The organism is Bradyrhizobium sp. 191 (assembly GCF_023100985.1).
Lineage (GTDB): Bacteria > Pseudomonadota > Alphaproteobacteria > Rhizobiales > Xanthobacteraceae > Bradyrhizobium > Bradyrhizobium diversitatis.
The window spans coordinates 3,052,095-3,076,447 of record NZ_CP064692.1 but is presented as its reverse complement, the minus strand read 5'-3'; the positions used below and the strand labels follow the sequence as shown (position 1 = coordinate 3,076,447).

The 24,353-nt window shown below is 60.5% G+C and carries 20 protein-coding genes and 1 pseudogene; 14 read left to right on the top strand and 7 right to left on the bottom strand.

The features are described from left to right. Window positions 1–146: 146 nt before the first annotated feature. The 9 genes from IVB23_RS14125 to IVB23_RS14085 all read left to right on the top strand — a co-directional run bounded on the left by IVB23_RS14125 (window position 147) and on the right by IVB23_RS14085 (window position 11,558). Window positions 147–311 (top strand): hypothetical protein, encoded by a 165-nt coding sequence (locus IVB23_RS14125; protein ID WP_247803940.1) that lies wholly within the window; start codon window positions 147–149, stop codon window positions 309–311. Continuing rightward, window positions 304–2,787: an AAA family ATPase gene (locus IVB23_RS14120; RefSeq protein WP_247803939.1), complete on the top strand. Its 2,484-nt coding sequence runs from the start codon at window positions 304–306 to the stop codon at window positions 2,785–2,787. The genes IVB23_RS14125 and IVB23_RS14120 overlap by 8 nt, the downstream gene beginning before the upstream one ends. Window positions 2,788–2,807: 20 nt before the next feature. After that, window positions 2,808–3,506 carry a DCL family protein gene (locus IVB23_RS14115; RefSeq protein WP_247803938.1) on the top strand — a complete coding sequence of 233 codons (699 nt, stop codon included), beginning with the start codon at window positions 2,808–2,810 and terminating at the stop codon, window positions 3,504–3,506. Between the two features lie 209 nt (window positions 3,507–3,715). Beyond that, window positions 3,716–4,336 carry a type IV toxin-antitoxin system AbiEi family antitoxin domain-containing protein gene (locus IVB23_RS14110; protein ID WP_247320962.1) on the top strand — a complete coding sequence of 207 codons (621 nt, stop codon included), beginning with the start codon at window positions 3,716–3,718 and terminating at the stop codon, window positions 4,334–4,336. Continuing rightward, complete coding sequence (locus tag IVB23_RS14105; RefSeq protein ID WP_247320960.1) at window positions 4,326–5,246, top strand: nucleotidyl transferase AbiEii/AbiGii toxin family protein; 921 nt, start codon at window positions 4,326–4,328, stop codon at window positions 5,244–5,246. The genes IVB23_RS14110 and IVB23_RS14105 overlap by 11 nt, the downstream gene beginning before the upstream one ends. A 73-nt stretch (window positions 5,247–5,319) precedes the next feature. Beyond that, the gene (locus IVB23_RS14100; protein ID WP_247320958.1) at window positions 5,320–5,502 is read left to right on the top strand and encodes a hypothetical protein; all 183 of its coding nucleotides are present in this window, start codon (window positions 5,320–5,322) and stop codon (window positions 5,500–5,502) included. Beyond that, window positions 5,499–6,731 carry an exonuclease SbcCD subunit D gene (locus IVB23_RS14095; RefSeq protein WP_247803937.1) on the top strand — a complete coding sequence of 411 codons (1,233 nt, stop codon included), beginning with the start codon at window positions 5,499–5,501 and terminating at the stop codon, window positions 6,729–6,731. Before IVB23_RS14100 ends, IVB23_RS14095 begins: the two co-directional genes overlap by 4 nt. 2 nt (window positions 6,732–6,733) lie before the next feature. After that, the gene (locus IVB23_RS14090; RefSeq protein ID WP_247803936.1) at window positions 6,734–10,306 is read left to right on the top strand and encodes an AAA family ATPase; all 3,573 of its coding nucleotides are present in this window, start codon (window positions 6,734–6,736) and stop codon (window positions 10,304–10,306) included. A 355-nt stretch (window positions 10,307–10,661) separates the two neighbouring features. Continuing rightward, window positions 10,662–11,558: a WYL domain-containing protein gene (locus IVB23_RS14085; RefSeq protein ID WP_247804863.1), complete on the top strand. Its 897-nt coding sequence runs from the start codon at window positions 10,662–10,664 to the stop codon at window positions 11,556–11,558. Between the two features lie 215 nt (window positions 11,559–11,773). On the opposite strand, the gene IVB23_RS14080 is transcribed toward IVB23_RS14085, so the two are convergent. Then, window positions 11,774–11,920: a hypothetical protein gene (locus tag IVB23_RS14080; RefSeq protein WP_247803935.1), complete on the bottom strand. Its 147-nt coding sequence runs from the start codon at window positions 11,918–11,920 to the stop codon at window positions 11,774–11,776. A 211-nt stretch (window positions 11,921–12,131) separates the two neighbouring features. On the opposite strand from IVB23_RS14080, the gene IVB23_RS14075 reads away from it, so the two are divergent. Then, window positions 12,132–12,548, top strand: a complete 417-nt coding sequence (locus tag IVB23_RS14075; RefSeq protein ID WP_247803934.1) for a hypothetical protein — start codon at window positions 12,132–12,134, stop codon at window positions 12,546–12,548. A gap of 217 nt (window positions 12,549–12,765) precedes the next feature. On the opposite strand, the gene IVB23_RS14070 is transcribed toward IVB23_RS14075, so the two are convergent. The 4 genes from IVB23_RS14070 to IVB23_RS14055 form a co-directional block, all read right to left on the bottom strand. Continuing rightward, window positions 12,766–14,419 (bottom strand): IS66 family transposase gene (locus tag IVB23_RS14070; protein ID WP_247803933.1). Its coding sequence is split into 2 segments (ribosomal slippage): window positions 12,766–13,038 and window positions 13,040–14,419, totalling 1,653 coding nucleotides; the frame shifts between segments, so codons are not numbered across the junction. A 45-nt stretch (window positions 14,420–14,464) separates the two neighbouring features. Further along, complete coding sequence (tnpB, locus tag IVB23_RS14065; RefSeq protein WP_247356782.1) at window positions 14,465–14,812, bottom strand: IS66 family insertion sequence element accessory protein TnpB; 348 nt, start codon at window positions 14,810–14,812, stop codon at window positions 14,465–14,467. After that, window positions 14,809–15,189, bottom strand: a complete 381-nt coding sequence (locus IVB23_RS14060) for a transposase (RefSeq protein WP_247803932.1) — start codon at window positions 15,187–15,189, stop codon at window positions 14,809–14,811. The genes tnpB and IVB23_RS14060 overlap by 4 nt, the downstream gene beginning before the upstream one ends. Window positions 15,190–15,419: 230 nt before the next feature. Next, entirely contained in the window at window positions 15,420–15,563 is a 144-nt protein-coding gene (locus tag IVB23_RS14055; protein ID WP_247803931.1) for a hypothetical protein, read from the bottom strand. 327 nt (window positions 15,564–15,890) lie between these two features. Here IVB23_RS14055 and IVB23_RS14050 point away from each other — a divergent pair. The 4 genes and pseudogenes from IVB23_RS14050 to IVB23_RS14035 all read left to right on the top strand — a co-directional run. Beyond that, window positions 15,891–16,132: pseudogene (locus IVB23_RS14050) on the top strand (IS256 family transposase); the annotation flags it as partial. A gap of 494 nt (window positions 16,133–16,626) precedes the next feature. Then, the gene (locus IVB23_RS14045) at window positions 16,627–17,184 is read left to right on the top strand and encodes a phasin family protein (RefSeq protein WP_247803930.1); all 558 of its coding nucleotides are present in this window, start codon (window positions 16,627–16,629) and stop codon (window positions 17,182–17,184) included. A gap of 492 nt (window positions 17,185–17,676) precedes the next feature. Beyond that, window positions 17,677–19,155, top strand: a complete 1,479-nt coding sequence (locus tag IVB23_RS14040; protein ID WP_247803929.1) for a hypothetical protein — start codon at window positions 17,677–17,679, stop codon at window positions 19,153–19,155. Between the two features lie 214 nt (window positions 19,156–19,369). Next, complete coding sequence (locus tag IVB23_RS14035) at window positions 19,370–19,972, top strand: UPF0149 family protein (RefSeq protein ID WP_346659154.1); 603 nt, start codon at window positions 19,370–19,372, stop codon at window positions 19,970–19,972. A gap of 355 nt (window positions 19,973–20,327) precedes the next feature. On the opposite strand, the gene IVB23_RS14030 is transcribed toward IVB23_RS14035, so the two are convergent. Further along, a complete protein-coding gene (locus tag IVB23_RS14030) occupies window positions 20,328–21,806 on the bottom strand; it encodes a SagB family peptide dehydrogenase (protein WP_247803928.1) in 1,479 nt (492 codons plus the stop codon). After that, window positions 21,790–24,063 (bottom strand): TOMM precursor leader peptide-binding protein, encoded by a 2,274-nt coding sequence (locus IVB23_RS14025; RefSeq protein WP_346659140.1) that lies wholly within the window; start codon window positions 24,061–24,063, stop codon window positions 21,790–21,792. The genes IVB23_RS14030 and IVB23_RS14025 overlap by 17 nt, the downstream gene beginning before the upstream one ends. Window positions 24,064–24,353 lie beyond the last annotated feature (290 nt).

The window sequence follows — 24,353 nt, the reverse complement described above, 5'->3', positions numbered from 1 at the left end:
AACAGACCCTAGTAGATTTAAAGGAAGTGCCATTTTTCTGCGGCAGTCTCGTGCCTCAGGAGCAGACAATAGGGGATAAGCGCGTGGAAAGTGAAGTAGAGCCTATAGAGTCGCCCGAGGCATTTCTTGCGACATTGGGAGAAGGCTTGACGCAGAGGGAGGGTGTCGATGCCGGCTTGGCGGATATCCTGAAGACGCACATCCTGAAAGCGGTGCCCGCGCAGAACGCCGTCGCTCAGGCCAAGGACGCCGTCCTGAAACTCGCAGGCGAACGTGCCAATCCTGCGAAGCCGGAGGTGGCCAATGGCTGACTCTTACTTCCTTCAGTCCTTGGAGCTTTCCGGGTTCCGCGCGTATCTCCAACCGAAGACATTCGATTTCAGCAAGAAGCGCTGTCTGGCGATCTTCGCGCCGAACGGAAGCGGCAAGTCCAGTGTTATCGATGCGCTGGAATTCATGTTCTCCAAGGATGGCACACTCGAAAGGCTCGGGCTGCGCACTATCAACAACCAGGCCGGGCCGGTCGCACTGGCGCACAATCTGGCGGAGGAGGCGAAGATCGCTCCGGCGGTCACGATTGGCGTCGTTTCGGGCAGGGATGCCACCAACGGCAGCCGATCGGCGATAGGGGCGAAGCGGCCGATGCCGGCAGTGGCCACGACTGTGAACGCCTGCCTCGCGGTGCCACCAATCATCCGCGGGCACACGCTGCGCACCTTCGTCGAAATTCATACGCCCGAACAGCGCTACACGGATGTCGCCAATTGGCTGCAGCTCGGCCCGCTGGTCGAGGTGCAGAAGAATATTCGCGCGCTGCGCACGCAGGTGAAGGCGGCCTCGGAGGACGGGACGGCATTGCAGCGTGTAGACACCCAGCTTGCTAGGGAGACGGCCCAGGTGGTGAAAGCCTGGGATTCGGCGGCGATACTTGCTTACGCCAACATGTCGGTCTTGGCTCCACTCGACGCGGCGCTGGTGCTGGCGGCGCTGACGGCTGGCGATCCGGCCTATCTCGAGCTGGAAGCGCGCGCTAAGGCCGAAGAGAACAAGATCGGGCTTGCAGGCCTGCGTCAGATCCGCAATGCGGCGGCCGCCGCGTGGACGGAAGTAACGGACGCGGAGAGCGGCGAGACCGTCGCCAGCGGCGCGATTCCGACCTTTGATGCGGCCGTGGGGGCGCTGTCGGCCGCGGTCACGGAGGAAGCGGAAGAGCGCGGCAAGGCGGCGAGCACCATGTTTCAGGCTTTGTGGAAAGCCGCAGAGCCGCTTTTCGCCGAAGGTGCACCAGCCCCTGCTGTATGCCCGGTCTGTGAAACGCCCGTAGCTGAGACGGCGGCGGGCAGCGCCGAGGCGATCCGGGGGCATATCGCCAAGCATCTGGAAGAGCTGGCCGATTATGCAGCCGCCAAGAAGGTGCTCGACGCGGCCAAGACTGCCGCGACCAAAGCTCATACCCAGTTGGTGGCGGCGTTGCCGGGGCTTATTGGCCTCGTCGGCGACGATGAATCGGAACTGAAAGCCGATCTCATCGCGTATCAAGCCGGCATAGCCGGCTGGCCTCAGGCTGGCGTGCCGGCCTCGGCCGATATCGTTGCATCGATCGCCAAGCTGCTCGCTGCGCTCGATCAGGCCATCGTCGACATCGAGTCGAAGCAAGGCGACCACACCTATATCAGGGCCAAGACGAAGATCGATCAGTTGCTGGAGCTACAGAGCGAGCGGGACCTCGCCCTGCGGACGCGAGCTCAGCTGGGGACACTCTCCGACGCCTTGACGGCGCAGGCGACGATAGTCTCGGCCGAGAACCGCAAGAAGGTGCAGGCCCTGCTCGACAAGCTTCAGACGCCGATGAACGACATCTACGAGCTGATCCAGGGCGCTGGCGCCGCGCCAATCCGGTTGGAGCTGCCGGCGGAACACGAGACGAACCAGCAGCGGCTCAACCTCCTGATCGATTTCGCCAAGAATCGCACTGGCGTGCAACCGGGCGGCTATTTGAGCGACTCACAGATCCATTCGGTGGCGCTGGCGTTGCGGATGGCGGCGATCCAGCAGTTTAACGTCGGCGCCCCCATCATCGCGCTGGATGACATCGTTACCTCCTACGATGCCGATCATCGGCGCACCATTGCAGGGCTCATCGCCACCATGTTCGGTGGCAGCCAAATCCTGATTGCCACCCACGACGAGCGGTTCTTCAACTATTTGAAGGACCAGCTCGAGGCAAAGGTGTGGCACTTCACCCGGATCATTGGCCTCGATCCGGCCTATGGGCCGCGTTTCGCCGACCACAAGGTCAGCGACGAGATGATCGAGGCGCGTTGGGCTGCGGGCCAGTCGGCGGCCAACGAGATGCGCCAAGCCGAGGAAGAATGGCTTCTCGGCGTCTGTCGGGATTTCGGGGTCAGTGTGCGGATCCGGCCGCTGGAGAGGGCCTATTCTTACGAACGGAGCGAGTTGGCCTCTGCGCTTGCCGGCCTGCTCAAGGATGCCAAGCTCGCGCCTGCGCTGGTGCCGGGGGTCAACAACCGCTTCCTCGACAGCTTGGTGAAGGGCGAGATCGAGAATTTTGGCAGTCACTTCCAGGACGGGCTTTATGGCGACGGCTCGATAGGCGACGAGAAGGCGCGCTGGGAGGAGTTCAAGGCTTTCCGCAGCCAGTTCGCCTGCAAGAAGTGCAGCCGGAGAAAGTTCCAGAGGCCTTTTACTCTCAAAAAGCCAGTATGCGCGCATGATGGTTGCGAGGCGCAGTTCGAGTTTGCGGTAGTACCGGCAGGGGTGGCTTGATGGGAGGGCGTTCAAAACCCGTGGAGCTGGCGACGCGCTGCTTCGAAAAGCAAGGCGACGCCACGGCTTTCTTCAAGGCCATGCTTAACCGCTACCGGCCCGGAGAGCGGGTGAGTGACGAGGATGGCCTCGACGTTGCGGCCCTTCTCGAACGCCACACTGAATATGTCACCAAGGTGGGCTGTGGCGTCAGCCATTTCCAAGTCATGATGACCGAGCATGGGACGCAATGCTTCCGGATCATCCGCAGGGATGGCAGCGGCACGGATTTCTCCTATCCACACTGCATCTCCCAGCGACCACCAAGCCGTAAGCAGGAGGTCGCCCAAGCCTTTCGACGTACGGTGCGCTTCGATCTCTACAAGGCCCGCGATAATTTCTTCGCTATCCGTAGCGGTTCTGACGGTCTGGTTTCCTGTGCCGTTACGGGCGAACGCATCGCGCGGGACGAGGCGCATATGGATCACCGTCCGCCAATGACCTTCGAGGTCATCGTGACGACGTTTCTCTGCGGGCGCGGCCTGTCGCTCGATGATGTGCCGCTCACGACAGGCAAGGATGATCAAGTCTCGCCTGAGGTGACGGATGACGCCTTGAGCGAGGCGTTCCGAGCCTACCACGCTGGGATCGCGCGGCTCGATTTTGTGCGGAATACGGTCAATTTGGCCCAAGCCAGTCGGCATCGGCTGAAGGACGGTCGGATCACGCTGACAGGATAGCCACTACCGGCCACGAGAGTTTCGCCGCGGTTTCTTGTCTCATCGGTGCACTGAGAAAATACGAGGTCGGGCGACGACGGTGTCGCCCAGCACTTCTCGGCCAAGCTTCGAGAAGGACGGTAATGGGCGAAACTTGGGGATTTCCAAGCCAACGATTTGTGATAAAACCTCTGCTATATATTTCTTGGTCAGAGGAAACGTCACCGTCCATGCCATCCACCAGCGGCCAGCGGCTTCGTGCGCTCGATCTCCTGAAGACCCGGGGAATGCTCCGGCTGAAGGACTTCGTCGCCGAAGGCATTGGCCCGGAGACACTGGCCCGTCTTGTCAGGGAGGAGGTAGTCGTCCGCCCGGCACGTGGCCTCTACCAACTCCCGGACGCCCACGTCGAGGCTGCTCATACACTGGCTGAGGCGGCGGTTCTGGTTCCAAAGGGTGTAGTCTGCCTGACCTCAGCCCTCCAATACCACGAACTGACGTTGCAGATGCCATCGGCTGTATGGATGGCGATCGACCGTGTCGCCTGGCGGCCCAAGATCGATTATCCCGCTATTCGATTCGTGCGCTTCACTGGATCGGCTCTGACCGAAGGAGTTGAGCGTCACCGCATCGAGAATGTTGACGTTCCCATCACGAATCCGGCGAAGACAATTGTCGATTGTTTTCGCTACCGGACCAAGATTGGCCTCGACGTCGCGATGGAGGGGCTGCGCGAGGGTCTCCGCCGTCGCCGATGCAAGCCGGATCAGCTCTGGCGTTACGCGCGCAAGGCGCGGGTCTGGTCGGTCATGCGCCCTTACGTCGAAGCAATGGTGTCCGATGGCGCGTGAGCCGCGCAACATCGGCGCATCAGTGCGAGCGCGACTCCTCGATCGGGCACGTGCCGAACGGTCGGATTTCCAGATTCTGCTGACGCGCTATGCGCTTGAGCGTCTGCTCTATCGGCTGAGCGTGTCACCACACCGCGACCGCTTCATCCTCAAAGGTGCGATGCTCTTCGTGACCTGGGTCGCCGATCCGTTTCGGCCTACGCGCGATCTGGACCTGCTTGGCAATGGCGACAGCGACGCCGAGGCCATTGCCGAAACCTTCCGGGCCATTTGTGCGCAACCCGTCGCCGACGACGGGGTGGCGTTCGATGTCGCCGCGCTGATGGCGGCCCCGATCCGTGAGGAGGTGGAATATGGTGGCGTGCGGGTCCGCACAACGGCAACCATCGCCGGCGCGCGTATTCCGATCCAGGTCGACATTGGTTTCGGCGATGCCATTACACCCGCGGCGGTCGAGATCGACTATCCCACCCTGCTGGACGCCCCAACGCCGCACCTTCGCGCATATCCGGTCGAAACGGTGGTGGCCGAGAAATTCGAAGCGCTTGTAACGCTCGGCGTGGCCAATAGCCGGCTCAAGGATTTCTATGATCTTTGGGTGATCTCCCGAACATTCGAGCTTCGCCGGGCTGCCCTTGTCGAGGCAATTCAGCGGACCTTCGAAAGACGCGGAACGGTCCTCCCATCCGTTGTGCCGGTGGGTCTGACCGATGAATTTGCAGAAGCATCGGCCGCTCAGTGGCGCGCCTTCCTAGGCCGCGACCGTATGGCAGCAGCACCAGACGTTTTCGCCATTGCCGTCGCCGATCTTCGCCTCTTCTTGATGCCGCTGGTCGTCGGCTTGGAGGAAGAACGAATTTGGCCGCCGAGCGGGCCGTGGTCGCCGGGAGCAGCAATCGATGAGGCGTAGCGGGACGATAGAATTCCTCCGTTCCGCATGGCGCGATTGACGAAGAAGAGCCGTGATCGCGGTTGGGGGACGTATGGATAAGAAGCACTTTTATCGCGTGGAGGTGGACGAATTGCCTGATGCGCAGTGGCCACAGTCGGCAGATCCAGATTTCTGGAACGTTTGGACGCTGGCCCAAGAGCGGAGCGTCGATTGGGATGCAGTTTCGAAAGCATGGTCGGGTGCTGCTCCGGCGCGACTGCTGGAGGAAGAATGATCCGTATTCTGCACACGGCTGATTGGCATATCGGTCAAACTTTACGCGGGTTCTCTCGAGAGCATGAGCACCGCAAAGTGTTTGAGCGGCTCGAAGAGATCGTCGTAGAGCGGGATGTCGATGCTCTCGTCATCGCCGGCGACGTGTTTGACAGCCAAAATCCCTCCGGGGAAGCGCAGCAGCTCTTCTATAATACGCTCGTGCGCCTGAGCCGCGCGTATCCGCGCATGGCTATGGTGATCGCTGCCGGCAACCATGATGCAGCTGGTCGGTTGGAAGCGCCGCGGCCTCTGTTGGAGGCATTCAACATCCGCGTCGTGGGCAATGTGCGGCGGCGTGAAGGGCGGGTCGAGGCCGCACGTCATCTCGTTCCTATCGCTGACACAAGCGGTTCGGTGGCTGCTCATGTGCTTGCAGTCTCCTACCCAACCGCAGCCTGCCTTCCGAACTTGACGCGGCTGGATGATGAAGCAGGCTCGCCCGTCATCGCCGGCGTGCGGAGCCTCTATGCCGAATTGGTCGATACGTTACGGGGACCGATAGATGGTCTACCGTTCGTTCTAACGGGACACCTCCACGTCGCGGGCGGCATCGAGTCGGAAGGCGCGGAGCGAAGAATTCTGGTCGGTGGCCAGCATGCCGTGCCGCACGACGTGTTCCCGGCGGAAGCAAGCTACGTGGCGCTTGGCCACTTGCATAAGGCTCAGGCTATCGGTCGTGATACCGTCCGCTATTCTGGTTCACTGATCCCTTTGTCGGCGACGGAGTTGCCTTACACACATGGGGTCACTCTTGTGAGCCTCGACGGCACAACGGTTCTATCCGAACATATCTCGATTGACCGGCCAGTCCCCTTCGTCCGCCTTCCTGAAGCGGGCGACATGCGGTTGAGCGAGTTTGGCGATCATCTGACAGCAATGGACCTCTCATCGGACCTGCCGGTTCATGAACGGCCATTCGTCCAGGTTAGGCTTGCCCGCGAAGGGCTATCGCCTGGGTTCAGAGAGGAGGTCGACCGCATCGCCGAGAGCTTTCCGGTGCGCATCGTCGATACCCGTGTCGCGGCAATCCCCGGGGCGTTAAATGACGTGACTCTCGCCGATCCTATGATCCGGCTAGCGGAAGGAGATCCCGAGGATCTGTTCAAGCTTGCATTCGAACGCGCCTTCGGCGTGGCCCCGGGTGCCGCGCATCTAGATGTCTTCCACCGGGCACGGGCGGAGGCATAGCCATGCGGATCTTGGCCATCCGCGGCGAGAATCTGGCAAGTCTTGGTGCTCCCTTCGAGATCGATCTTGGCGCAGAGCCTCTTGCCGGTTCCGGCCTCTTTGCCATCACTGGCGAGACCGGCGCCGGGAAATCGACCATCCTCGACGCGCTCTGCCTTGCGCTCTATGGCGAATATCCGCGCGTCTCAGTCGGTCGGCGGGAGAATGCGCCCGATCCCAGCGGGGAGGCGATTTCAATTCATGATGGCCGGGCGATCCTGCGCCGAGGCGCCGGCAGCGGATATGCCGAGGTAGACTTCGTCGGGCAGGATGGCGAACGCTACCGCGTCCGTTGGGAGGCCAATCGGGCGCGGGGCCGAGCAAATGGACGGCTTCAGAATGAGCAACGCTCGCTGTATCGACTTGACGACGGCAGCGCGGTGGCGACTGGCAAGACTCAGGTCCGTGAGGCGGTGGAGACGAGAACCGACCTCACATTCGATCAGTTCCGGCGAACGGTGCTCCTCGCTCAGGGCGAGTTCGACGCCTTCCTGCTCGCCGCCGAGAGCGAGCGCGCGGAATTGCTGGAGAAGATCACAGGTACTGAAATCTACGCAGCGATCTCGATCCGCGTTCATGATGGCACGGAGGCACGACGAAGAATTGTCGAGCAACTGGAGCAGCGCCGAAACGACATCGGGCTTCTTGATGACGAAGCCATGCAGGCGCTGCTGGGCGAGCAAAGTCAACTTGCCTTAACCGTCGCCCAAAAAGGCGCGGAGCGCGATCAACACGGCGAGCGGTTGGATCATTTCAAGCGCGTCGCAGCAGCTCGCAGCGATCTCGCACGGGCCGAGGCTCAGGCGGTCGCAGCGCGTGCGACACGCGACGCAGCCGCTGATGAGTATCAATCCCTTGCCGAGTTCGATCTCGTCGAGCCGCTTCGTCCGCTAGCGGGTGATTTGCAAAACGCACGGCGGACGGCAGCAGAGGCCAAGACCCGTCTCGACGGTTTGCTTGTTGCACGCGAGGAAGCGCGGACACTGGACGCGACGTCTACAATGCAACTGGCGGACACAGTAACTGCCAATGTAGCGGCAGAAGGCGTCCTCAAGAACTTCAGCCCCCTTTGGAGCGAAGCCGAAAGGCTTGACACCGAGCTGGCGACAGCCCGGATCGAGTTTAATGATGCGATAGAAATATCGCAGCAAGCGGAAGCGACACTGCGCGATAAGGCCGATGCGCTGGCCAGGATTGATCTGACTCTCAATCAGACATCAGAGTTACACCGTACGACGGTTGCGCAGCTAGACAGTCAATCAGATCGCCTTCTGCTCGTTGATCGTCTTAGCGATGCGATGGACTTGTTGGCGAAGCGGGGAGCGCTCAAACAGGAGCACGCCGCAGCCACGTTGGCGGTCGTTGGAGCGGAAGAAACAGCTACGCGATTGCAAAGTGAAATTTCCGTGCTGTCGGAAAGGCTCACCGAGGATCGCGAGCGAAAGGATGGCCTAAGTCGTGAAATCGGTGATCGTAGAGGCCGTCTTGCGGGCATCGACGAGGCGGCGTTGGACGAACGGGACATCAGTCTGCAACGCGCGCTTGAGACTCTGCGTGAGGCAAGTGCCGTCTGCGAACAGCACAATCGGGCGTCGGCAGATCTAACGCGCCGGCTGACCGAACACACGCTAGCGACCCAGGAGGTGAGCGCGGCGAAAAGCCAAATCGTTGAGGCCGAAGCGGACCAGCTCCGTGATCGGACTGCGCGTGCGGAAGTTGTTCCAATCGCAGAGCTCGCCGATGAGGCGGTCTCATCTGTGGCCATCCATCTGCGCAGCCTGCTGGCCCCAAATTTGGCCTGTCCGGTGTGCGGCAGCACCAATCATCCGCACCTTGCACACCCCAACGCACTAAACGAAATGGCTGCCAGGCTTCGCCGCCGGCGGGAAGAGCTTGATACGGCGCTGGCTGCAACTGGCCACCGTTTAGACGCGGCCACGCGCGCGCTCTCCGCCGGAGAGGCGCGCCAGGCGGAGACCAATCGCGGAATCGATATGGCGCGCGGACAAGTTCTGGCTGCCAACAGCGCTTATGGCGAACAGTGGTCATCGCTGAACGATCTCTGCACGAAGGCTCAGATCGAGGGGGGTGCACCTCCCGTTCTCGATGACCAGACTGTGTCGAAACTGGCTGCCCTCATCTCAGTTGCGATCGCAGAACGGCTGGCCGTTGCGTCTCCGATCGCAGACGCCCGGCGTCTTCGGACAGAGATCGACAGTTTGCAGCGGGAGCATGACGCGCTCGGTGAGGCGATCGAGACGATTACGCAGTCCATCGACCAAAGACGTTCTGAGTTCCACGCTGCGGAATTGAAGACAACTGAGTATACGGTCCAGACGGCGGGCCTTGCTGAGCGCCTCATTTCAATTCGCCGCGAAATCACGCCGTTTCTTGCTGCCGCGGGTCTGGCAGTCGATGATCTCGATGTCGATGCCGCCGCTGTTGGCGTTACGTTATCAACAGTCGCGGCGGAGTACGCCCGCCTGCGCGAACAGGTTGGCCAACTTGAAATGACGCTCCAGCATCTGGCGCCCGAGCGTGCAGCGGCGGGCGCCTCGCTTGAGCACGCGCGGGCACAGGTGACGGCAACCGCACTTCTTCTCGATCAACGTCGCATGGCCGAGGGAGAGAAGACGCGTGCCAGAGCTGAACTCCTCGATGGCGAGGCGACAGCGAGCCACCGGGCTAGGATCAATGAGGCTTGCCGGATCACTCGTGAGGCGCTCGCTCGCGCGCGCGAGACGAGATCTGCCACCGATGCAGCGTTCCAGGCGGCCGGGGCTCGTTGCGACGAAGCCGCTACTGGATTGGAGATCGCCAACGGCCGTAACGCTCTAGCCGAAGAAGCATTCAACGCGGCCTGCCTGAATATTACTCGCTCGTCGGATCAGGTTGCCGCGCTGATCGCAATCGACCCATCATTCGGCAGAGCGTTGCGGCTCCGAATTCAGGAGATCGACCGAGGCGTGAACGATGCCGGCATCGCAGTGCTTACGCGCCAGAATGACTTGCACCGGGCGTTGGAAGGGTTCGACGCGACTACTGATGCCGAGGCGTTGACCGCATTCATCGCGGCGTTGGCAACTGAAATCGGAGACTTGCAACAACGGACCGGCGTACTTGCCGCTGCGCTCGCGCGAGACGACGAGGCCCGCCGCGCCGCGGCGAGCCTATCTGCGGAAGTCGACACTGCGAAAGCGGAGCTCGCAATCTGGCAGGCTGTCGACGATGCTGTCGGCTCGGCCAGCGGTGATCGTTTCCGTCGCTTGGTGCAGGGCATCACGCTCGACCACATGGTGCAATTGGCGAATGATCACCTCCATGCATTGACCCCGCGCTATTGGCTCGCGCGGGGGGCCGCATCCGATCTCACGCTGCATATCATTGATCGCGACATGGGCGACGAGGCCCGCGCCTGCAAATCGACGCCAGCGCGCCACGCCTTACGAAGGGTGTCGGTGGCGGCCCCGACCATGCCTGGCAGCGATTTCAGGCTATCAAGCTCGCCCAGCACGATGCTCGGCAGAATCGCCTGAACGGTGGAACGCAGGGTCTCGTCATCGACCGGACGCGCCAGACCGCCCGCGAGGCGTGCGGCGACTTGTTCGAAGGTCATGATCTGGAGGCCGTGATGGCGCTCGCGTGCGGCGGCGAGTCGAAGCTCTCTCATCGCCAGCCGCCCGTGGGCGATAATGGTCCGCCTTCCTGATACTTCCATCGGTCCCCAGCCCCGTGCGCGCAAATCGCCAACTTTCTTAGAAGGAGCCCGTGCCCCTGGCGCCGCCGCCGCTTTACGCGCTTGACCCAAACGCCCCTCACGAATAGAAAATGTATGGGTCGTAATGATATGTCCAGATAGTTTCTATCTGCATCGTCTTGGAGGCGAGCTTGATGGCGCAGGCCGGCGCGGGACTGAAGTGGGGAGTGGAGCGACGGCTCGAATTCATCGAATTCCGGCTGTTCTGGGAAGGCGGCGTCAATCGCGCCGACATCATCGACATGTTCGATGTGTCGGTGCCGCAGGCCTCGAAGGATCTAACCCTTTATCAGGAGCGCGCGCCCCGTAACGCAATCTATGACAAGAGCGCCAAGCGCTATGTCGCCAGCGAAAACTTCACGCCCTGTTTCCTCAAGCCCGATCCTGACCGGTATCTAAGTCAGCTTCGCTCGGTCGCCGACGGCATCGTTGACCGCGCCCATGCATGGATTGGTCACTTCCCATCGTTTGGAGTGACACCCAGTCCAGCGCGGGGGATTAGGGCAGAGGTGCTTCGGTCGGTGCTGTCTGCCATCCGCCAGTGCGAAGCCGTGGAGATACGCTATCAATCTCTGTCCACCTCCGAGCCGAGATGGCGCTGGATCACGCCGCACGCGCTCGGCTTTGACGGATTTCGTTGGCACGCGCGGGCGTTCTGCGGTGCTGATCGGACATTCAAAGACGTTTTACTGTCTCGCATATTGGAGACTAGAGCGACGAAGCCCGGCGAAATCGAGGCTAGCGCCGACATTGATTGGCAAGATGAGGTCACGCTTGAAATTGGTCCGCATCCGGGCCTTTCCGACGCTCAGAAGAAGGTCATCGCGCTGGATTACGGCATGCGCGACGGAAAGGTGCGGGTGAAGGTACGCAAGGCCCTTCTTTACTACACACTCAAGCGACTGGGATTGGATATCGATCCGAACTCACGCGCTCCACAAGATCAACAAATCGTCCTTCTGGAACCGCTGGCTACTCGCAGCGGGGGCCATACTAACGGGCTGACGGGGACAGTGAATGCCTGGGCTTAATCTCAGACAGGAATTTAGGGGGCGGCATCAAGGTCGGTCGGTTGTCGTTATTGGCGAGCGCGGCCTCGGCAAGTCGCCAATTACACGGGACCGCATTGTGCCGGTAAGGCCCCGCACTGTTACGACTTGGGCAACGATCCTGGGTGATAAACGGACCTCAGACAGTGCCCGGCCAGTCAGTGCTCACGCGGCACGTAAGCTAGCCGGATTCAACATCATCCGCGCGCGATTGCGATGCCGCCGCTCTTCGATGTCCACATCCGGTTGTCAATCAGCGGCTTGACCGACGGGCTTTCCACGGAATCCGCATCATCGACATGCCGTACCGGCTCTGCCTGCGCGAGAACCAACTGGCCGTTCATTGGTCGAGGGAATCATCCGTAAATCCCCGACGCCGATCATGACCGCTGCCGGGGGCGGAAGTGTTTAACCGGCATCATGCCCAACAAGGACGGTTTCACCACATACCTCCAACCAAAGCCAGCGGATGAATGTCGTGAGTCGACAGAGGTTCACGAATGCTCCTAAGATGTCGAGGAAGTAAGTTCGCGGAAGCCGGGTACGGGTGGGGCAGTGAACTTCCAGGTGACGGTTCTCAAGGTGCTGGTTAGCTATCCAGACGGGTTCGCCGCCATGGCGGACCTGAAGCGCGATATGGCGATCCTAGCGACCAGCGGACGGGACTGGGCCGAACGCACGAAGCGATTGGCGGCCCGTTTGCCCGACCTGGATATCTTCTCCCAAGGTCTCGTCGAGCGGATGAACGGCGGCTGGCGTATCACCGACAAGGGACGCTCGGTTCTCGAGATCATGGAGGCGCGGCCCACACCCGCCCAAGCAACGGAGCTGCCTCCCATCCGCGCGGTCGAGGAGTCGACGCCGGCCACGACGCTGCCACCGATGCCTTCGATAGCGCCAGTTCGAGGCAAACGGGAACGAAGGCGGCGCCAACGCGACGCTGCCCGGCGAAGACAAGCGAGTGCGTCGTAACAAACCTCGGCTAGGGGCCAACCAGCGAGTTTCGGTTTTCGTGAATAGGAATATATTCCACAATCTATGTTATGCGAAGTGTAATGCTGTCGGCGCTACAATGGGATATAGTCTACATATTCCATAACTGTCTTCCAGAAGTACGCATGCGACGAAGGCCGCCCGATTGACACATGCGCGCGGGGGCCGGGTCGGCTATGATGGCGCTGCGTGGAGGTTAGGCAGCTTGCTGATCGTTGGGTTCGTCGGCTTGGCGCGGGAGCTTCCATTCCCAGGGCAGCAGTTCGTGCAGACGCGATGCGGGAAGATCGGCGATATGGGCGACGATATCGGCGAGCCAGGCCTTGGGATCGACGTCGTTGAGGCGACAGGTCGTGATCATCGTCAGCATGATGGCGGCGCGTTCGGCGCCGCGCAGGCTGCCGGCGAAGGTCCAATTGCGCCTTCCCAAGGCGATGCCGCGCAACGCTCTTTCGGCGGCGTTGTTGCTGAAGGCAGATCCTGCCATCGTCGAGGAAGCGGGCAAAGTCGCCCCAGCGCCTGAGCATGTAATTCATGGGCTTCAGGACCTCGGAGGAGCGTGAGAGGGTTTCTCGCTCGCGCAGCAGCCAGGTGTGCATGTCGTCGAGCAGCGGCTTGCTTCTCTCCTGGCGTACGGCGCGCCGCTCGTCGGCGCCGCGGCCGTTGATGGCGCGCTCGATCTCGAACAACGCATCGAGGCGTCTGACCGCCTCCAACGCGATCGGAGAGACCGGTTTGCCCCTGGGGCCTTCCCGGGCGTTCTTCTCGATGTCGGCCAGCTCGAAGAAGCCCCGCCGCGCATGGGCGAAGCAAAACGCCGGCGTAATCGGCAGCACCTTCTTCTGCGGATCGAACAGCGGCTCGAAGCCGTTGTAGCAATCGGCTTGCAGGATACCGGCGAAGGCGGCCAGATGCTTCTGTGGATGCTCGCCTCGACGGTCGCTCGAGGCGTAATAGACCGCCGCCGGCGGCGCAGGTCCGGCGAAGGGCCGGTCATCCCGCACATATGTCCAGATCCGACCGGTCTTGCACTTGCCCTTCGCCAGGATGCGGATGGTGGTGTCGTCGCCATGCAGGCGCTCGGCAGCAAGCACATGGCGTTCGATCAAGTGGAAGAGCGGCATGACGGCGAAGGTCCCGTGGCCGACCTGGTCGGCCAGTGTCGACAACGGCAGGTCGATCCCCTCGGCCTTAAAGCGCGCACTCTGGCGATTGAGCGGGATGTGCATGCCAAACTTGTCGAACAGGATCGTCGCCAGCAATTGTGGGCCGATGAAGCCGCGCGGTGTGGCATGGAACGGCGCGGGCGGCTGGCTGATCTTCTCGCAATCGCGGCAGGTGAACTTTTCCCGCACCGTCTCGACGACCTTGAAGCGACGCGGGATCTCCTCCAGCGTCTTGGTCACATCCTCGCCGATCTTCGCCAGCCGCGATCCACCGCAGCAGGCACAGGTCGTCGGAGCCTCGATAACGACGCGCTCGTGTTCGATGTCATCCGGCCATGGCTTGCGCACCGGCCGCTTGCGCATGAAGGGGCGGACGTTCTGCGTCTTCGCCGCTGCGGCCTGCGCGGCAAGCTCATCCTCGCTCGCCGTGGTGACGAGTTCTTCGAGCTCCAATTCCAACTGCTCGATCAGCCGCGCCGTGCGCTCGGAGCGCTGCCCGTACAGTTCGCGTTTGAGCTTCTCGATCCGCAACTCGAGATGCGCGATCAGCGCCGCGTTGTCCGACAGCTCCGCTTGCGCGCTGGCAGCCATCGCCTCGGCTCGCAGCCGGGCCTCACGCTCGGCCTGCAGCGCTGCCAGGGCACTGACAAGATCCGATGGAAGGTCGTCCGGCTTCGATATCATGAAGCTATTGAATCAGATCAAGCAGCAGATTCAAACCCAAAACGGCTATCCGACCCGCGTCGGACGCTGGGTTTCTTGCGGGTTGCGCCAATCGATTCCGGACAACAGGTAACTCATCTGCGCCGGCGAGATCGTCACTGCATCGCCCGCAACCGAAGGCCAGATGAACCGCCCTCTCTCCAGTCTTTTGGTGAACAGGCATGCTCCCTGGCCATCGTGCCAGATCACCTTCACAAGATCGCTTCGGCGACCGCGGAAGACAAACAGATGACCGCTGAGCGGGTCCTTGCGCAGCACCTCCTGGACCTGGAGTGCCAGCGACGGAAAGCCTCGGCGCATGTCCGTGTAGCCTGTCGCAAGCCACACTCGTGCGCCCGTCGGAACCGGGATCATCGGCGTACCAAAGCATCGAGAACGCGACGTAGTGCGTCTCCATCAACGTCGCCATCGACCCGGATGCGGTGCCCGCTACCAAGATCTATCTCGATAATGCCCAGGCTCTTCCGTCGACGCGCCGCTGTCGTCGTCAGTGGCGCTTCGGCCACCTCCCGCGCCGGCACAGACGGCCCAATCTCGACCGGCACGAACGGCGCTATACTCGCTTCACCGTGCTTGCAAAGCTCTTTGCGCCACCTGAACAGCTGGCTTACATGAAGGCCAGCCATGCGAGCCACCTCGGAAACACTGGCTCCGGGCTCGAGCGATGCTGCAACAAGCTGTTCCTTCTCATCCTGCGACCACCGGCGCCGCCGCTCGACCGATGTGATCACCTCCGCCCTCGAAATCGTCATAGCGCTACAATTACCCCAGGACCTGCAGCGTTCGCGTCCGTCAAACAAGGCGGCCCTCAACGGAGGAATACTTCCAGAAGACCTCTCATCAAGCGCACCTCGCTCTTGAGCAGCGTGCGATGCCGCACGACCTGGTGCCGCCTGCAGAGTGGCGAGCGTGCCAGCATCGATCTTGTCGGCTCTGACGTGAGGCTGGGCCCTGCCTTCACCTACAGGGGATGGGCGATCATCCCCCGCGCCAGAAACAGGGCCAGAACCCGCGACACCGCCATGCTGTTGGCAGTCGCTTCGAGCACCACCTCATCACTGGCCCAGCAGAGTCTTGCCAATCCCTCGAGCGCAGTCCGTGTCATATCAACCCGGCCCGCATGTCGGAGCTTGCCGTCTTCCCAAAACACCACCCCCCGAAAGTTCGGTATACTTCGATGCCAATCACCCGTCGTATTTGCACCTCCTGCTTGATATGACGGGAGCTGCGGGTGACACGACAACTACGGATCCGCGCTTCCAGCGCAACCGGGCGAGTCGCAGAGGCGGCCAGCTACTAACTCGAGCTCTCGGCTCATCGTATGCATCGGCCTGCCCGCACATCGTGCTCCCGGTGCCTCTGTCCCGATGGTCGCACCATACGCCACGACGCAGAACACCGCAGCGGAACGTTGGCGCCGAGAAATCTCATCACCAACCCCATCGAAAGCACCTTCGCCACCGTGCGCCACCGCACCATCCGATCGAAGGGCTGCCTGTCCAACAAGACGGCACTCGCGATGGTCTTCAAACTGCTCGAGGCCGCGCAGAAAAGCTGGCGTCGTCTCGATGGCCACAACCAGTTGCCAAAACTCGTTCTGGGTGTGACATTCAACGATGGCATCGAGGTCATCGCCAAGCCGACGACCGTCAGCCCATGACCGCCGCTTCCTGACCGGCTCCGGCCATCACCAAAATTTAGCGATAGCTCTCGACATGATTGCGGCGCGTCTGAGAGATAGAGGCTTCGTATTGCGGCGGAGAGATGGACATATTCTTGTTCGTACGGCTAAAGTACACCCGACCTTGCCGTGAAGCCGATCGATGCAGGCTGCTTACTCTCGAATTGAACTCGATGCCATTTTGCATTGCTGCGCTTCAACGCACTTCCGTCCATCGCCTTCATTCGAACTACCAACTTTGACAGGTTGTCGTCCGGCGTTTCACATGAGAGAGCTTGTTATGTGGCTCGACAAAGCTCTCGGTCACTTCCTTCGGCTTTTTCTGACGTCTAGGATGTCAAGACACCATGCAAGTGTGTCCACTCAGGAACGGTCTTGAAACTCACCGGCCCCGGACGGGACCGCGTTTTCTTGCGTAGGATCGCATCCGTGACGGAGACCTCAGGATCCTGCCTCACCAACGAAACCAAACGACGGAGCAACAGACATGGCCGATCTACGCCAGGACGAAAAGTCCGCCCAAAAAAAGGAAAGCGCCGGCGAGAAGACGGCCGAGCAGACCAGACAGGCCGGCGAGGAAGTCGCCCAAGCCAGCACCGATTTGCTGCAACAGAATTTAGAGTTGGTGCAAAACTCGTGCCGTGTCGGGGTCGAGGTGGCGACCGCCATGATGGGCCGCTCCACTGACCAGCTTGGTCGCACGTTCGGTTTGTTTGAAGCGCAACGAGCGACGGAACGCTCGGCCCGAAACGTCGGAGCAATCATGTATTCTGCGAGTGCCGTCGCCAAAGGGATGAACGGGGCCTCGCGCGAGTACTTTGAGTTCGTTCGACAGCAGATCGATAGGAGCATGGACAGAATGAACGAACTCTGGCGCTGTCGAACTCCTCACGATTTGGCAGCCGTGCAGACCGATTCGGTGCGCGACGCAATCCGCAGCGCAATGGAAACCAGTCGCCGGATCGCCGATATGTCCCTCAAGGTAGCGGACGATGCGGGAAACCACATAGCTCAGAGTGTCGAACGTATGCAGCGCGCTTCATAGCTGAGCCTCTCGCCACGAGGGTCAACGTGAGCTGGGCGGCATCTGAGCCGCTCACGGAATTGTTGCGCCGATACGCGGAAGTCCGAAATGGCGGCCGGGTGCGGCTGAACAAGAACCCAGCGGGCGCGAACTGTCTCGTACTGCGAGCACGCGGCCCTCGCACGTTGCAAGCGCGATCTTCTGGGCCACATGACGTCTCCGATCGGCAGATCGCCCTGCGGCAGGAAACATAGGCCAACCTTCGGTTGATCGGTTTCGTCGACTGCGCAGACGTTTGTCGCGGATCCCGTATAGAACCTGTACCGGTTGCCGGTGTCGCCGGCGCCAACGAGGTCTGGCGCGGCACACGCCTCGCTAGGTCTATTCCGCCACGAAACCGACCTGGCTTGAACGTCGCGAGCCGCGCGGCGCCTGAGCGCGGCCGCGTTCATCCGGCTCGCGTCTGCATTTCGTGCATGCCGACAATGATCGGTGAATTGAGGGAACGGTCACATGAAAAGACAGGCTCACACCAAGCACGGTAGAACATCGATCAGCTCTTCCGCGAGAGCTCTGGGCATCGCAGCCCTGGCCGCAATCGCGATCCTATGCGCGGCCCGTGGGGCGCGAGCGCAGACCTGCAATGAGATCCTCGGCATGCCCTGGAGCGAGGCAATCAAACATCTCTATGCGGTGCACGCCATCAACAAGGGAGGGTTGACGATCGACCAGATCTTTACGGCGCGCGGGACCATCGCCTCCCATATGAACTTGGGGCCGATCGAGGTGAGCACCACTGGAAAGTACCCCAATGTGGAGCCCGATTTTCGCGACCGGCCGACGTTGCACATCACGTGGAACCATCTGGTCCAGTCACCCGGCCCCGCCGGCACCTGGGAGAACGCCGAAATCGTGATCCTCGAGCCCCTGCAGGACTTCGACAACGAAATGTGGGCCGCCACGCCCTACGACACCATCACCCTCGGGCCCCACCAACTTGGGGCCAAGACGTTCATTCTCGCCAACGGCGACACCCTTGCTGGCGATATACGCAAACGCATCACCGATAATGCTGGCGTCACGGTGGAGGCCTTCACCGGCACCGGCGCCCGCGCGACGCGCGATACCGTCGACAGGAAGCTCGCCACGATTGCGGGACTCTGGCGGCTGCACGACGCGCAACCGTCGTCATCCAATCTCAAGGCGACTGATCTATCGAAACAGCAGAAGACCCGAGCCAGCATGCCGGTATGGGTGACGTCGACCGGCTGCACGGCCGGCGTGCAGATCCTCGGGGACAAGGGTGCGCAAATCAACTTTGCCTCGCGGGCCAATCCAGAGCCGCAGTTCATGAGAGAGCTCTGGTATCGGAACTTGTACTTGGGGCTGCACATGGGAACAGCGGTCGAGGCGCTGCACGGCGCACTGTCGCCAGGCGGCGAAGCCAACGGCCTGTGCGCGCGGCTGAGCCTTTGCGCCCAGTCATATCCCGGCAATCTCGACCTTCCCGGTGAGTGGGTGATCGATCCAGACAATGCGAAGTATGTGGAAAATCCCGTGACACATGAGTACGACGAGGTGATCCCTATGAAACAGGAGACGATCCGTTGCTCGAGCTGGGTCGGCGCTAGTGCGTCGGCAGCGGTCGCAGCGCGCCTGACGTGTCGCGCTCTCTGGACCAAGGACGAGATCGTGAGCCGCACGCTATCCGACTATGCCTGGCAGCTCGCGACCCATATCCTGACCTATGCGATGTACGTCCATGCGCGGGTCGCCAACGCGTCTGAGGACGGGCTCACTCCCATGCGGATGGGAGGGCGTCTGTGGTGGAACATCTACGGTCCGCTGGCCGCGAACGCGCACAAGAAGCCAAACGAGATCGCCTCCAGAAATCCGGAAGCGCTGGCGCGGAAGGCTTGCGCTTTGACGGCGGCGTCAACGCACTGGAACGCGTATATCAACGCCCTCAAGCCGCTGATGCCCAAATCGTGAAACGAAGTGCCGCCCGTGTCGGTCGTAACAGCGACCGTTGATTCAAAATCGTGATTCTGATCGAACTCTGCGGCGCGCGTTCACATCGCGCTTCACGTTGGCTCAACCCGTGAACTGGTGCCCCTGTCCGTAAGGACGTGGGCCATGTCCTCCCCATGCTCGACGGTTACGTCGCCGCGATCGTGGCCGGACCAGTGTCGATGAGCCCGCTCGACTGGATCTGTCCCTGCTCGCCATCGATGCCGATGCTTTCAACCACGGCGGCACTCCGGAGTTCGCAGCGATCTCCGCCGTCGCGCTGCGCCACAACGAGATCAGCCAGATCCTTTCGACCACGCCCAGCCAGTTCGAGCCGATGCACCGGCGCAAAGCCAATGGCGACGTCGATCCGCGACCCTGGTGCCAGGGATTCTATGCCGCAACGCGGCTCAGGCCGTCGGCGTGGGCGCCGTTGCTGGACGCCAGCAACGTCAATCATGGCCTGCTTCTGCCCATCCTGCTGCACTGTCTGTCGCGACGATCAGGGCCGGCCGCTGCTCGGACCGCCACGAAGCGGGCGCGAGACCAGGGATTTTCTGCGCAACGCCCACGCCGATCTTCCAGCGGCCGTCGAGGCCATGCGCCAATACTGGATGCCGATCCGCTACGCTCGCGCCCGCTGATCACCGCAGACGTGGGAGCTCATACCGGTTACCTTCTAGCGGCGCTCACAAGACTGCGCACAAACAATCTGAAGGGCCTCAGCACCACGCTTACAACGATTGCGCTTCATGCTCTGGTCCTCGTCTTGGGCAGAACTAACTTCAAGCTGGATTAAGCCCGTGGGGCAAGGTCACCTGTACTGCGGCAAGACGCTCCTAAATACGGACAAATGGCTGCACGCCCTCAGGTCCTCAGGGAGCAGGGTCGCGTGGTGCCTCCGGCCAGCACCGTCGCCAGCGGACAAAACGTCCGTACCTCATGACACAACTCCAGCACACGGAGCACATGCATGGAATAACCTGTGATACCGACCAACATCGGGATCGAATTCCATCAGCGCGCTCTCTAGAGATCCGCGGCGTGCAAACGAAGATCCTGGATCTTCACCTGATGGCGAAGCTACATGGCTCTCGATGCCAAATATTCCAAGGCGAGCGGTTCTGCAATCGCGCCTAGATCACCCCAACCGATCATCTCATTTGTTGATGAGATACAGTAGCAAGATATCCATTCTTCACTCCTGTCGACCGTGGACCGAGCACAAACTCTCCGACGGCACCCTCCCGATAGTAAGGCCGGCCGGAAGCCTCTGCGAAGAGATCCGAGTCTCCCCCGCCAAGCGCACAGCTCGCCAACCCCATTGCTGTAGCGGTGAGATACATGGTCTGATAAAGCACACCAACGTCCTTGAGCACGAGGGCATAGCCCATGGATTCGTATTTCCAGAACACCCGGTCGAAGCGGGCCGTGATAAGGAATAGCACGGGAGGGTGTCCAGCCTTTCCCAAGGTGTACCACGCCGATTGAAGTAACCGCTCTGTCGCTGCGTTAGGCGCCTGCACCAGGCACAGCTCGTGCCTTTGCGGATGATAGTAATACAAACCGGATGATATGCCTTCGCACTGCCGTATCAACGGATATACTTCCAGTTCATGAACGGCCCCTCCTCCGGGCGACGGTCTTAGCGCGGTTTGCCATTCGCCCGCTTCAGATGAGACCGCTTTTGTCCGGCAGGACCGGAACAGAAACTCGCCAAGCTGTTCAAGTCTGAGCGGCGCATCACCAAACTGACGGATTGACCTTCGATCTTCCAGAACCCGCGCGAACGGGGGGTCGGATTCCCGGAGATGATCGATGTTAGGCCGCGGGAGCGAGACTCTCTTTTCGTAGGCGATAGGCATGACCGCGTCCGGCGCCGGATATGACCCGATACCTCGGAATGTGCCCCCGTAACCATAACCATGCCTACCCAGCCGGCTGCGGCTGTGGAACAGCAGGTCGTGATAGTCCCAAAGCGATTCATCGCCCGGATCGTCTTTGTCAACGTCGTGCAAAATCCCCGCGAAGGCGAGCGTCGGCAGAAGCAATCGGCTGCACGATCTTTTAGACAACGCACGTAACTCGCGTCCGGAATGAGGCCGAACAAGCGTCATCACAAGACGAAACGTCTCTGGGTCGTGTAGGACGACCGATGTGTTGGAAAGCGGGCTCTCAATACGCCATCGTCCGCCCTCTGGACGGATGATCACGTACGCTGACAACACATATTCAACGACATCATCCAGCAGCTTATCCCAGTTATCTGTCTCAAGAAAGTTGGAGGGAAATGGCTCAACCGTCACCAGCGGCGAACCGCCAGATGCCTGTTCCGTGCCAGCTATCATCGAACGGGTGCAAAGCCGTTCAAGGATGATATCCAGGACAGGCATCCCAGCAATGCCGTCTTTCTCCCAACAGATGGCGCGCAATGACTCAATGTTGGCCTCTACGCCTGCGAGCTTGTCGATCGCTCCTTTCACACCGAGGGGGATCGACGGATCGGAATTGATCTGATCCACAACGGCTTTGCGCGCGGCGTGGTTCGCTTCACCAGAGGGAGCGGGGCCTCTGAGTTCCAGATTCAGGACCGCCACGGAATCCGCGATCACCCCATCAGAAAAAGATGCCATAGGGATTGAGTTCTTCCTCTTTGAGCACGCGACCTGTCCAATTCAACTCCGCCGGCACGTCAAACAGCCGACCGGGCCCGAAACGCTTCCAAAAGTGCCGCATACCAGGAACCATCACTTTCACGACGGACAATTCGACGTCTGGCTGAGACTGATCGAGGAGCAATACTTCGAGGAAGCGATCGTGAATTCGCTTTAAGACGATTTCGAGTGTTTGATCGAGGCTGTTCACCTCAGGGTGCCCCAGATCGTCGATGCTGCGCGCAGGAACAGCTCTGTTGGGGCTAAGGTACGACTGTTTCTCGACCGTTGCGGTCTTCCACCATTTGATGGCTTCCCGCTCCGGGAACCAATAAAGCGTTTGGCCTTTGGCATCCTTCTTCGCGACCGAAGGTAAAAACTGATTTAGCTCCGCGATGGCTCGCAAAGCAGCCACCTTTGCGTCGAGATGCGCCCCAAAGCCGATGATAATATCCTGGGCTGCACGGTCGCGCGCGCGAGAAATCGCCGCCACCACGGGGATTCGAAAGTCGCTCGTGATGTCAAGAAGCCAAATATCGCGGCCCATTTCAGAGTAATGGTCGTGAAGTTGATCGACATAGCTGTCGCGGAGAGAGGACAAGACAATCTCGGGCCTTCGAGCATAGTTGTACCACCACATGGCGACGGCATCCCGCTCGACGAGTTCAAGCAGCCCCTGAAGGATCGCCTCTTCCTTTGAGTTTCCGGCCGCGTTGCCGTTGGAGTCGCAACTACAAAAGAACCGAGTTCGCAAGTCAGGATGACCGAAGTAGCAGTACGCGCTTGGAACATGAACGAAACGATCACGCGTGAGCGAATATGCGGGCGACCAGTCGATCAAGTCGGTTTCCCGGAACGGAACAGGAACGCGATGAAATCCCGACGTGTGCTCGTGATTCCATTGCTCCCGATCACGAAATTGCGCGGCACTAAACAGCATTAAATCGTTGGGCAATATTGCTGGTTCGGCCAACCCTTCAAAACTGCTTCTGATGCAAGGCTCATCGCCACGGTAGACGCCCGAGTATCGTTCGATCGCCTCGCAAATCGCGCCGACTTTCGCGTCGATATCCCGGGCTCCCTTTCCGCCGCTTCGGCCACGTAAATTCAACAGAGCGAAACGCAAGTCATGCTGCATCATCGCGAAGCTATGCCCAGACGCATAACTGTGCGTTAAGCCGTTTCGAACCCCTACAGGCTCCAGCGTACGAACAACCCCTGTGAGGTGACTCACATGCTTTTTCAAGCGGTCATACGTGATCTCGGCAGGAAATATCCGACTCCCGGTTGCATAAACGGTTCCGGAGCCTTTGGAGAAAAGCGCATAGTCCATTGCCGATCGAGCAGGCAGCGCCCCAGTTCCGCACACTTTGCATTGCGGTCTCTTCACTAACGCGTGCCTGCGGGTTACCATCGTGGTTGTCTCAATGGCGAGGAGTTCTCCAGAGAGATCGTGGGAAGGACCGATCGCAATGGCTTTTAGGATCTCATGCGCCGATATCGCCGCAGCCAAACCAAGTGAAGCGGCGTGAAATGCAACCCCACTATTTTTGCTCTGCGCCAGATTTGCGTTCTCCAGGAACGCTTCGATCTGTCGGTTCGATTCCAATCGCTGCGCAAGGCAGGCCCAGCATCCGCTGGTGGCAGGACGGAAGATCGGTCCTACAAAGATCTCCCGGCCGCGCAGCTTAAGCAGCATCCACGGATTGTTTTTCGCCAAAGCCTGGCGATTGAACTCCGGGATAATGGGGTCGAGATAGTCACCAACAACGACAATTTGGAAATCCGCGCTGCCGTCGTTTGCAATGCCCAATTTTTGCAAGGCTTGAATCATCTCGCCCACTGCTTTGTGATCAGACCCGGTGACGTACACTGGACGTGTCGAGATAGCGTGCTGGGCGCGCTCGGGGTGCGCGCCGTATTGATGCCAAAATGCCGCTACGTCGCGAGAGGTGGAGGTTGCTTCGGCAAGTAACCCCTTCTCATTAAGGTAATCCAGGACATATGAAATTTCCGGCGGGCTGACCGTATCCTGCAGCTCATCGAAGAACTGCCCAAGAGTTCGGCCGTGATCAAGGAGCGGTGCCAGCAAAGGGAGATGACGTCCGGTCATGACGTCGCACTTGTCGCCTTCGATGACTAGGAGCGTCTGATGATCGACAATCTCTACGCGCAGGCAAGCCTTCCATTGAACGGCCCGTCCAGCCTCCAGAAGCGCATTTAGTCCATTTTGCATTTGATTAAATTAGGGTTCGGAACTCAACAGGGATGTCTTTTTGAAGCCAAAGCGCTACATCTTCGCAGCGCTTTGGGACAATGTCGGACAGCAGGAGCAGGCGAGAAGGGAGAAGGCAACAACGGCAGGGTCCCGAGGGCGAACCGCCCAATTCCGGCTGGGAGAGGGATATAGAATGTTATCGCATTCTGGACCGCGCCTTCCATCTGCTGGCGGCTGACATGCTCGGCTGAAAATACACAGGCCAACCGGCAGCTTACCGAAGAAAGTATCCGCTCCCGGCACAGCCG

Bases quoted from the DNA above. Each gene is read 5' to 3' on its own strand.
- IVB23_RS14120 (WP_247803939.1), top strand. From the start codon at position 304: ATGGCTGACTCTTACTTCCTTCAGTCCTTGGAGCTTTCCGGGTTCCGC.
- IVB23_RS14110 (WP_247320962.1), top strand. From the start codon at position 3,716: ATGCCATCCACCAGCGGCCAGCGGCTTCGTGCGCTCGATCTCCTGAAG.
- IVB23_RS14105 (WP_247320960.1), top strand. From the start codon at position 4,326: ATGGCGCGTGAGCCGCGCAACATCGGCGCATCAGTGCGAGCGCGACTC.
- IVB23_RS14100 (WP_247320958.1), top strand. From the start codon at position 5,320: ATGGATAAGAAGCACTTTTATCGCGTGGAGGTGGACGAATTGCCTGAT.
- IVB23_RS14095 (WP_247803937.1), top strand. From the start codon at position 5,499: ATGATCCGTATTCTGCACACGGCTGATTGGCATATCGGTCAAACTTTA.
- IVB23_RS14090 (WP_247803936.1), top strand. From the start codon at position 6,734: ATGCGGATCTTGGCCATCCGCGGCGAGAATCTGGCAAGTCTTGGTGCT.
- IVB23_RS14085 (WP_247804863.1), top strand. From the start codon at position 10,662: ATGGCGCAGGCCGGCGCGGGACTGAAGTGGGGAGTGGAGCGACGGCTC.
- IVB23_RS14080 (WP_247803935.1), bottom strand. From the start codon at position 11,920: ATGAACGGCCAGTTGGTTCTCGCGCAGGCAGAGCCGGTACGGCATGTC.
- tnpB (WP_247356782.1), bottom strand. From the start codon at position 14,812: ATGATCCCGGTTCCGACGGGCGCACGAGTGTGGCTTGCGACAGGCTAC.
- IVB23_RS14055 (WP_247803931.1), bottom strand. From the start codon at position 15,563: ATGACACGGACTGCGCTCGAGGGATTGGCAAGACTCTGCTGGGCCAGT.
- IVB23_RS14045 (WP_247803930.1), top strand. From the start codon at position 16,627: ATGGCCGATCTACGCCAGGACGAAAAGTCCGCCCAAAAAAAGGAAAGC.
- IVB23_RS14040 (WP_247803929.1), top strand. From the start codon at position 17,677: ATGAAAAGACAGGCTCACACCAAGCACGGTAGAACATCGATCAGCTCT.
- IVB23_RS14030 (WP_247803928.1), bottom strand. From the start codon at position 21,806: ATGGCATCTTTTTCTGATGGGGTGATCGCGGATTCCGTGGCGGTCCTG.
- IVB23_RS14025 (WP_346659140.1), bottom strand. From the start codon at position 24,063: ATGCAAAATGGACTAAATGCGCTTCTGGAGGCTGGACGGGCCGTTCAA.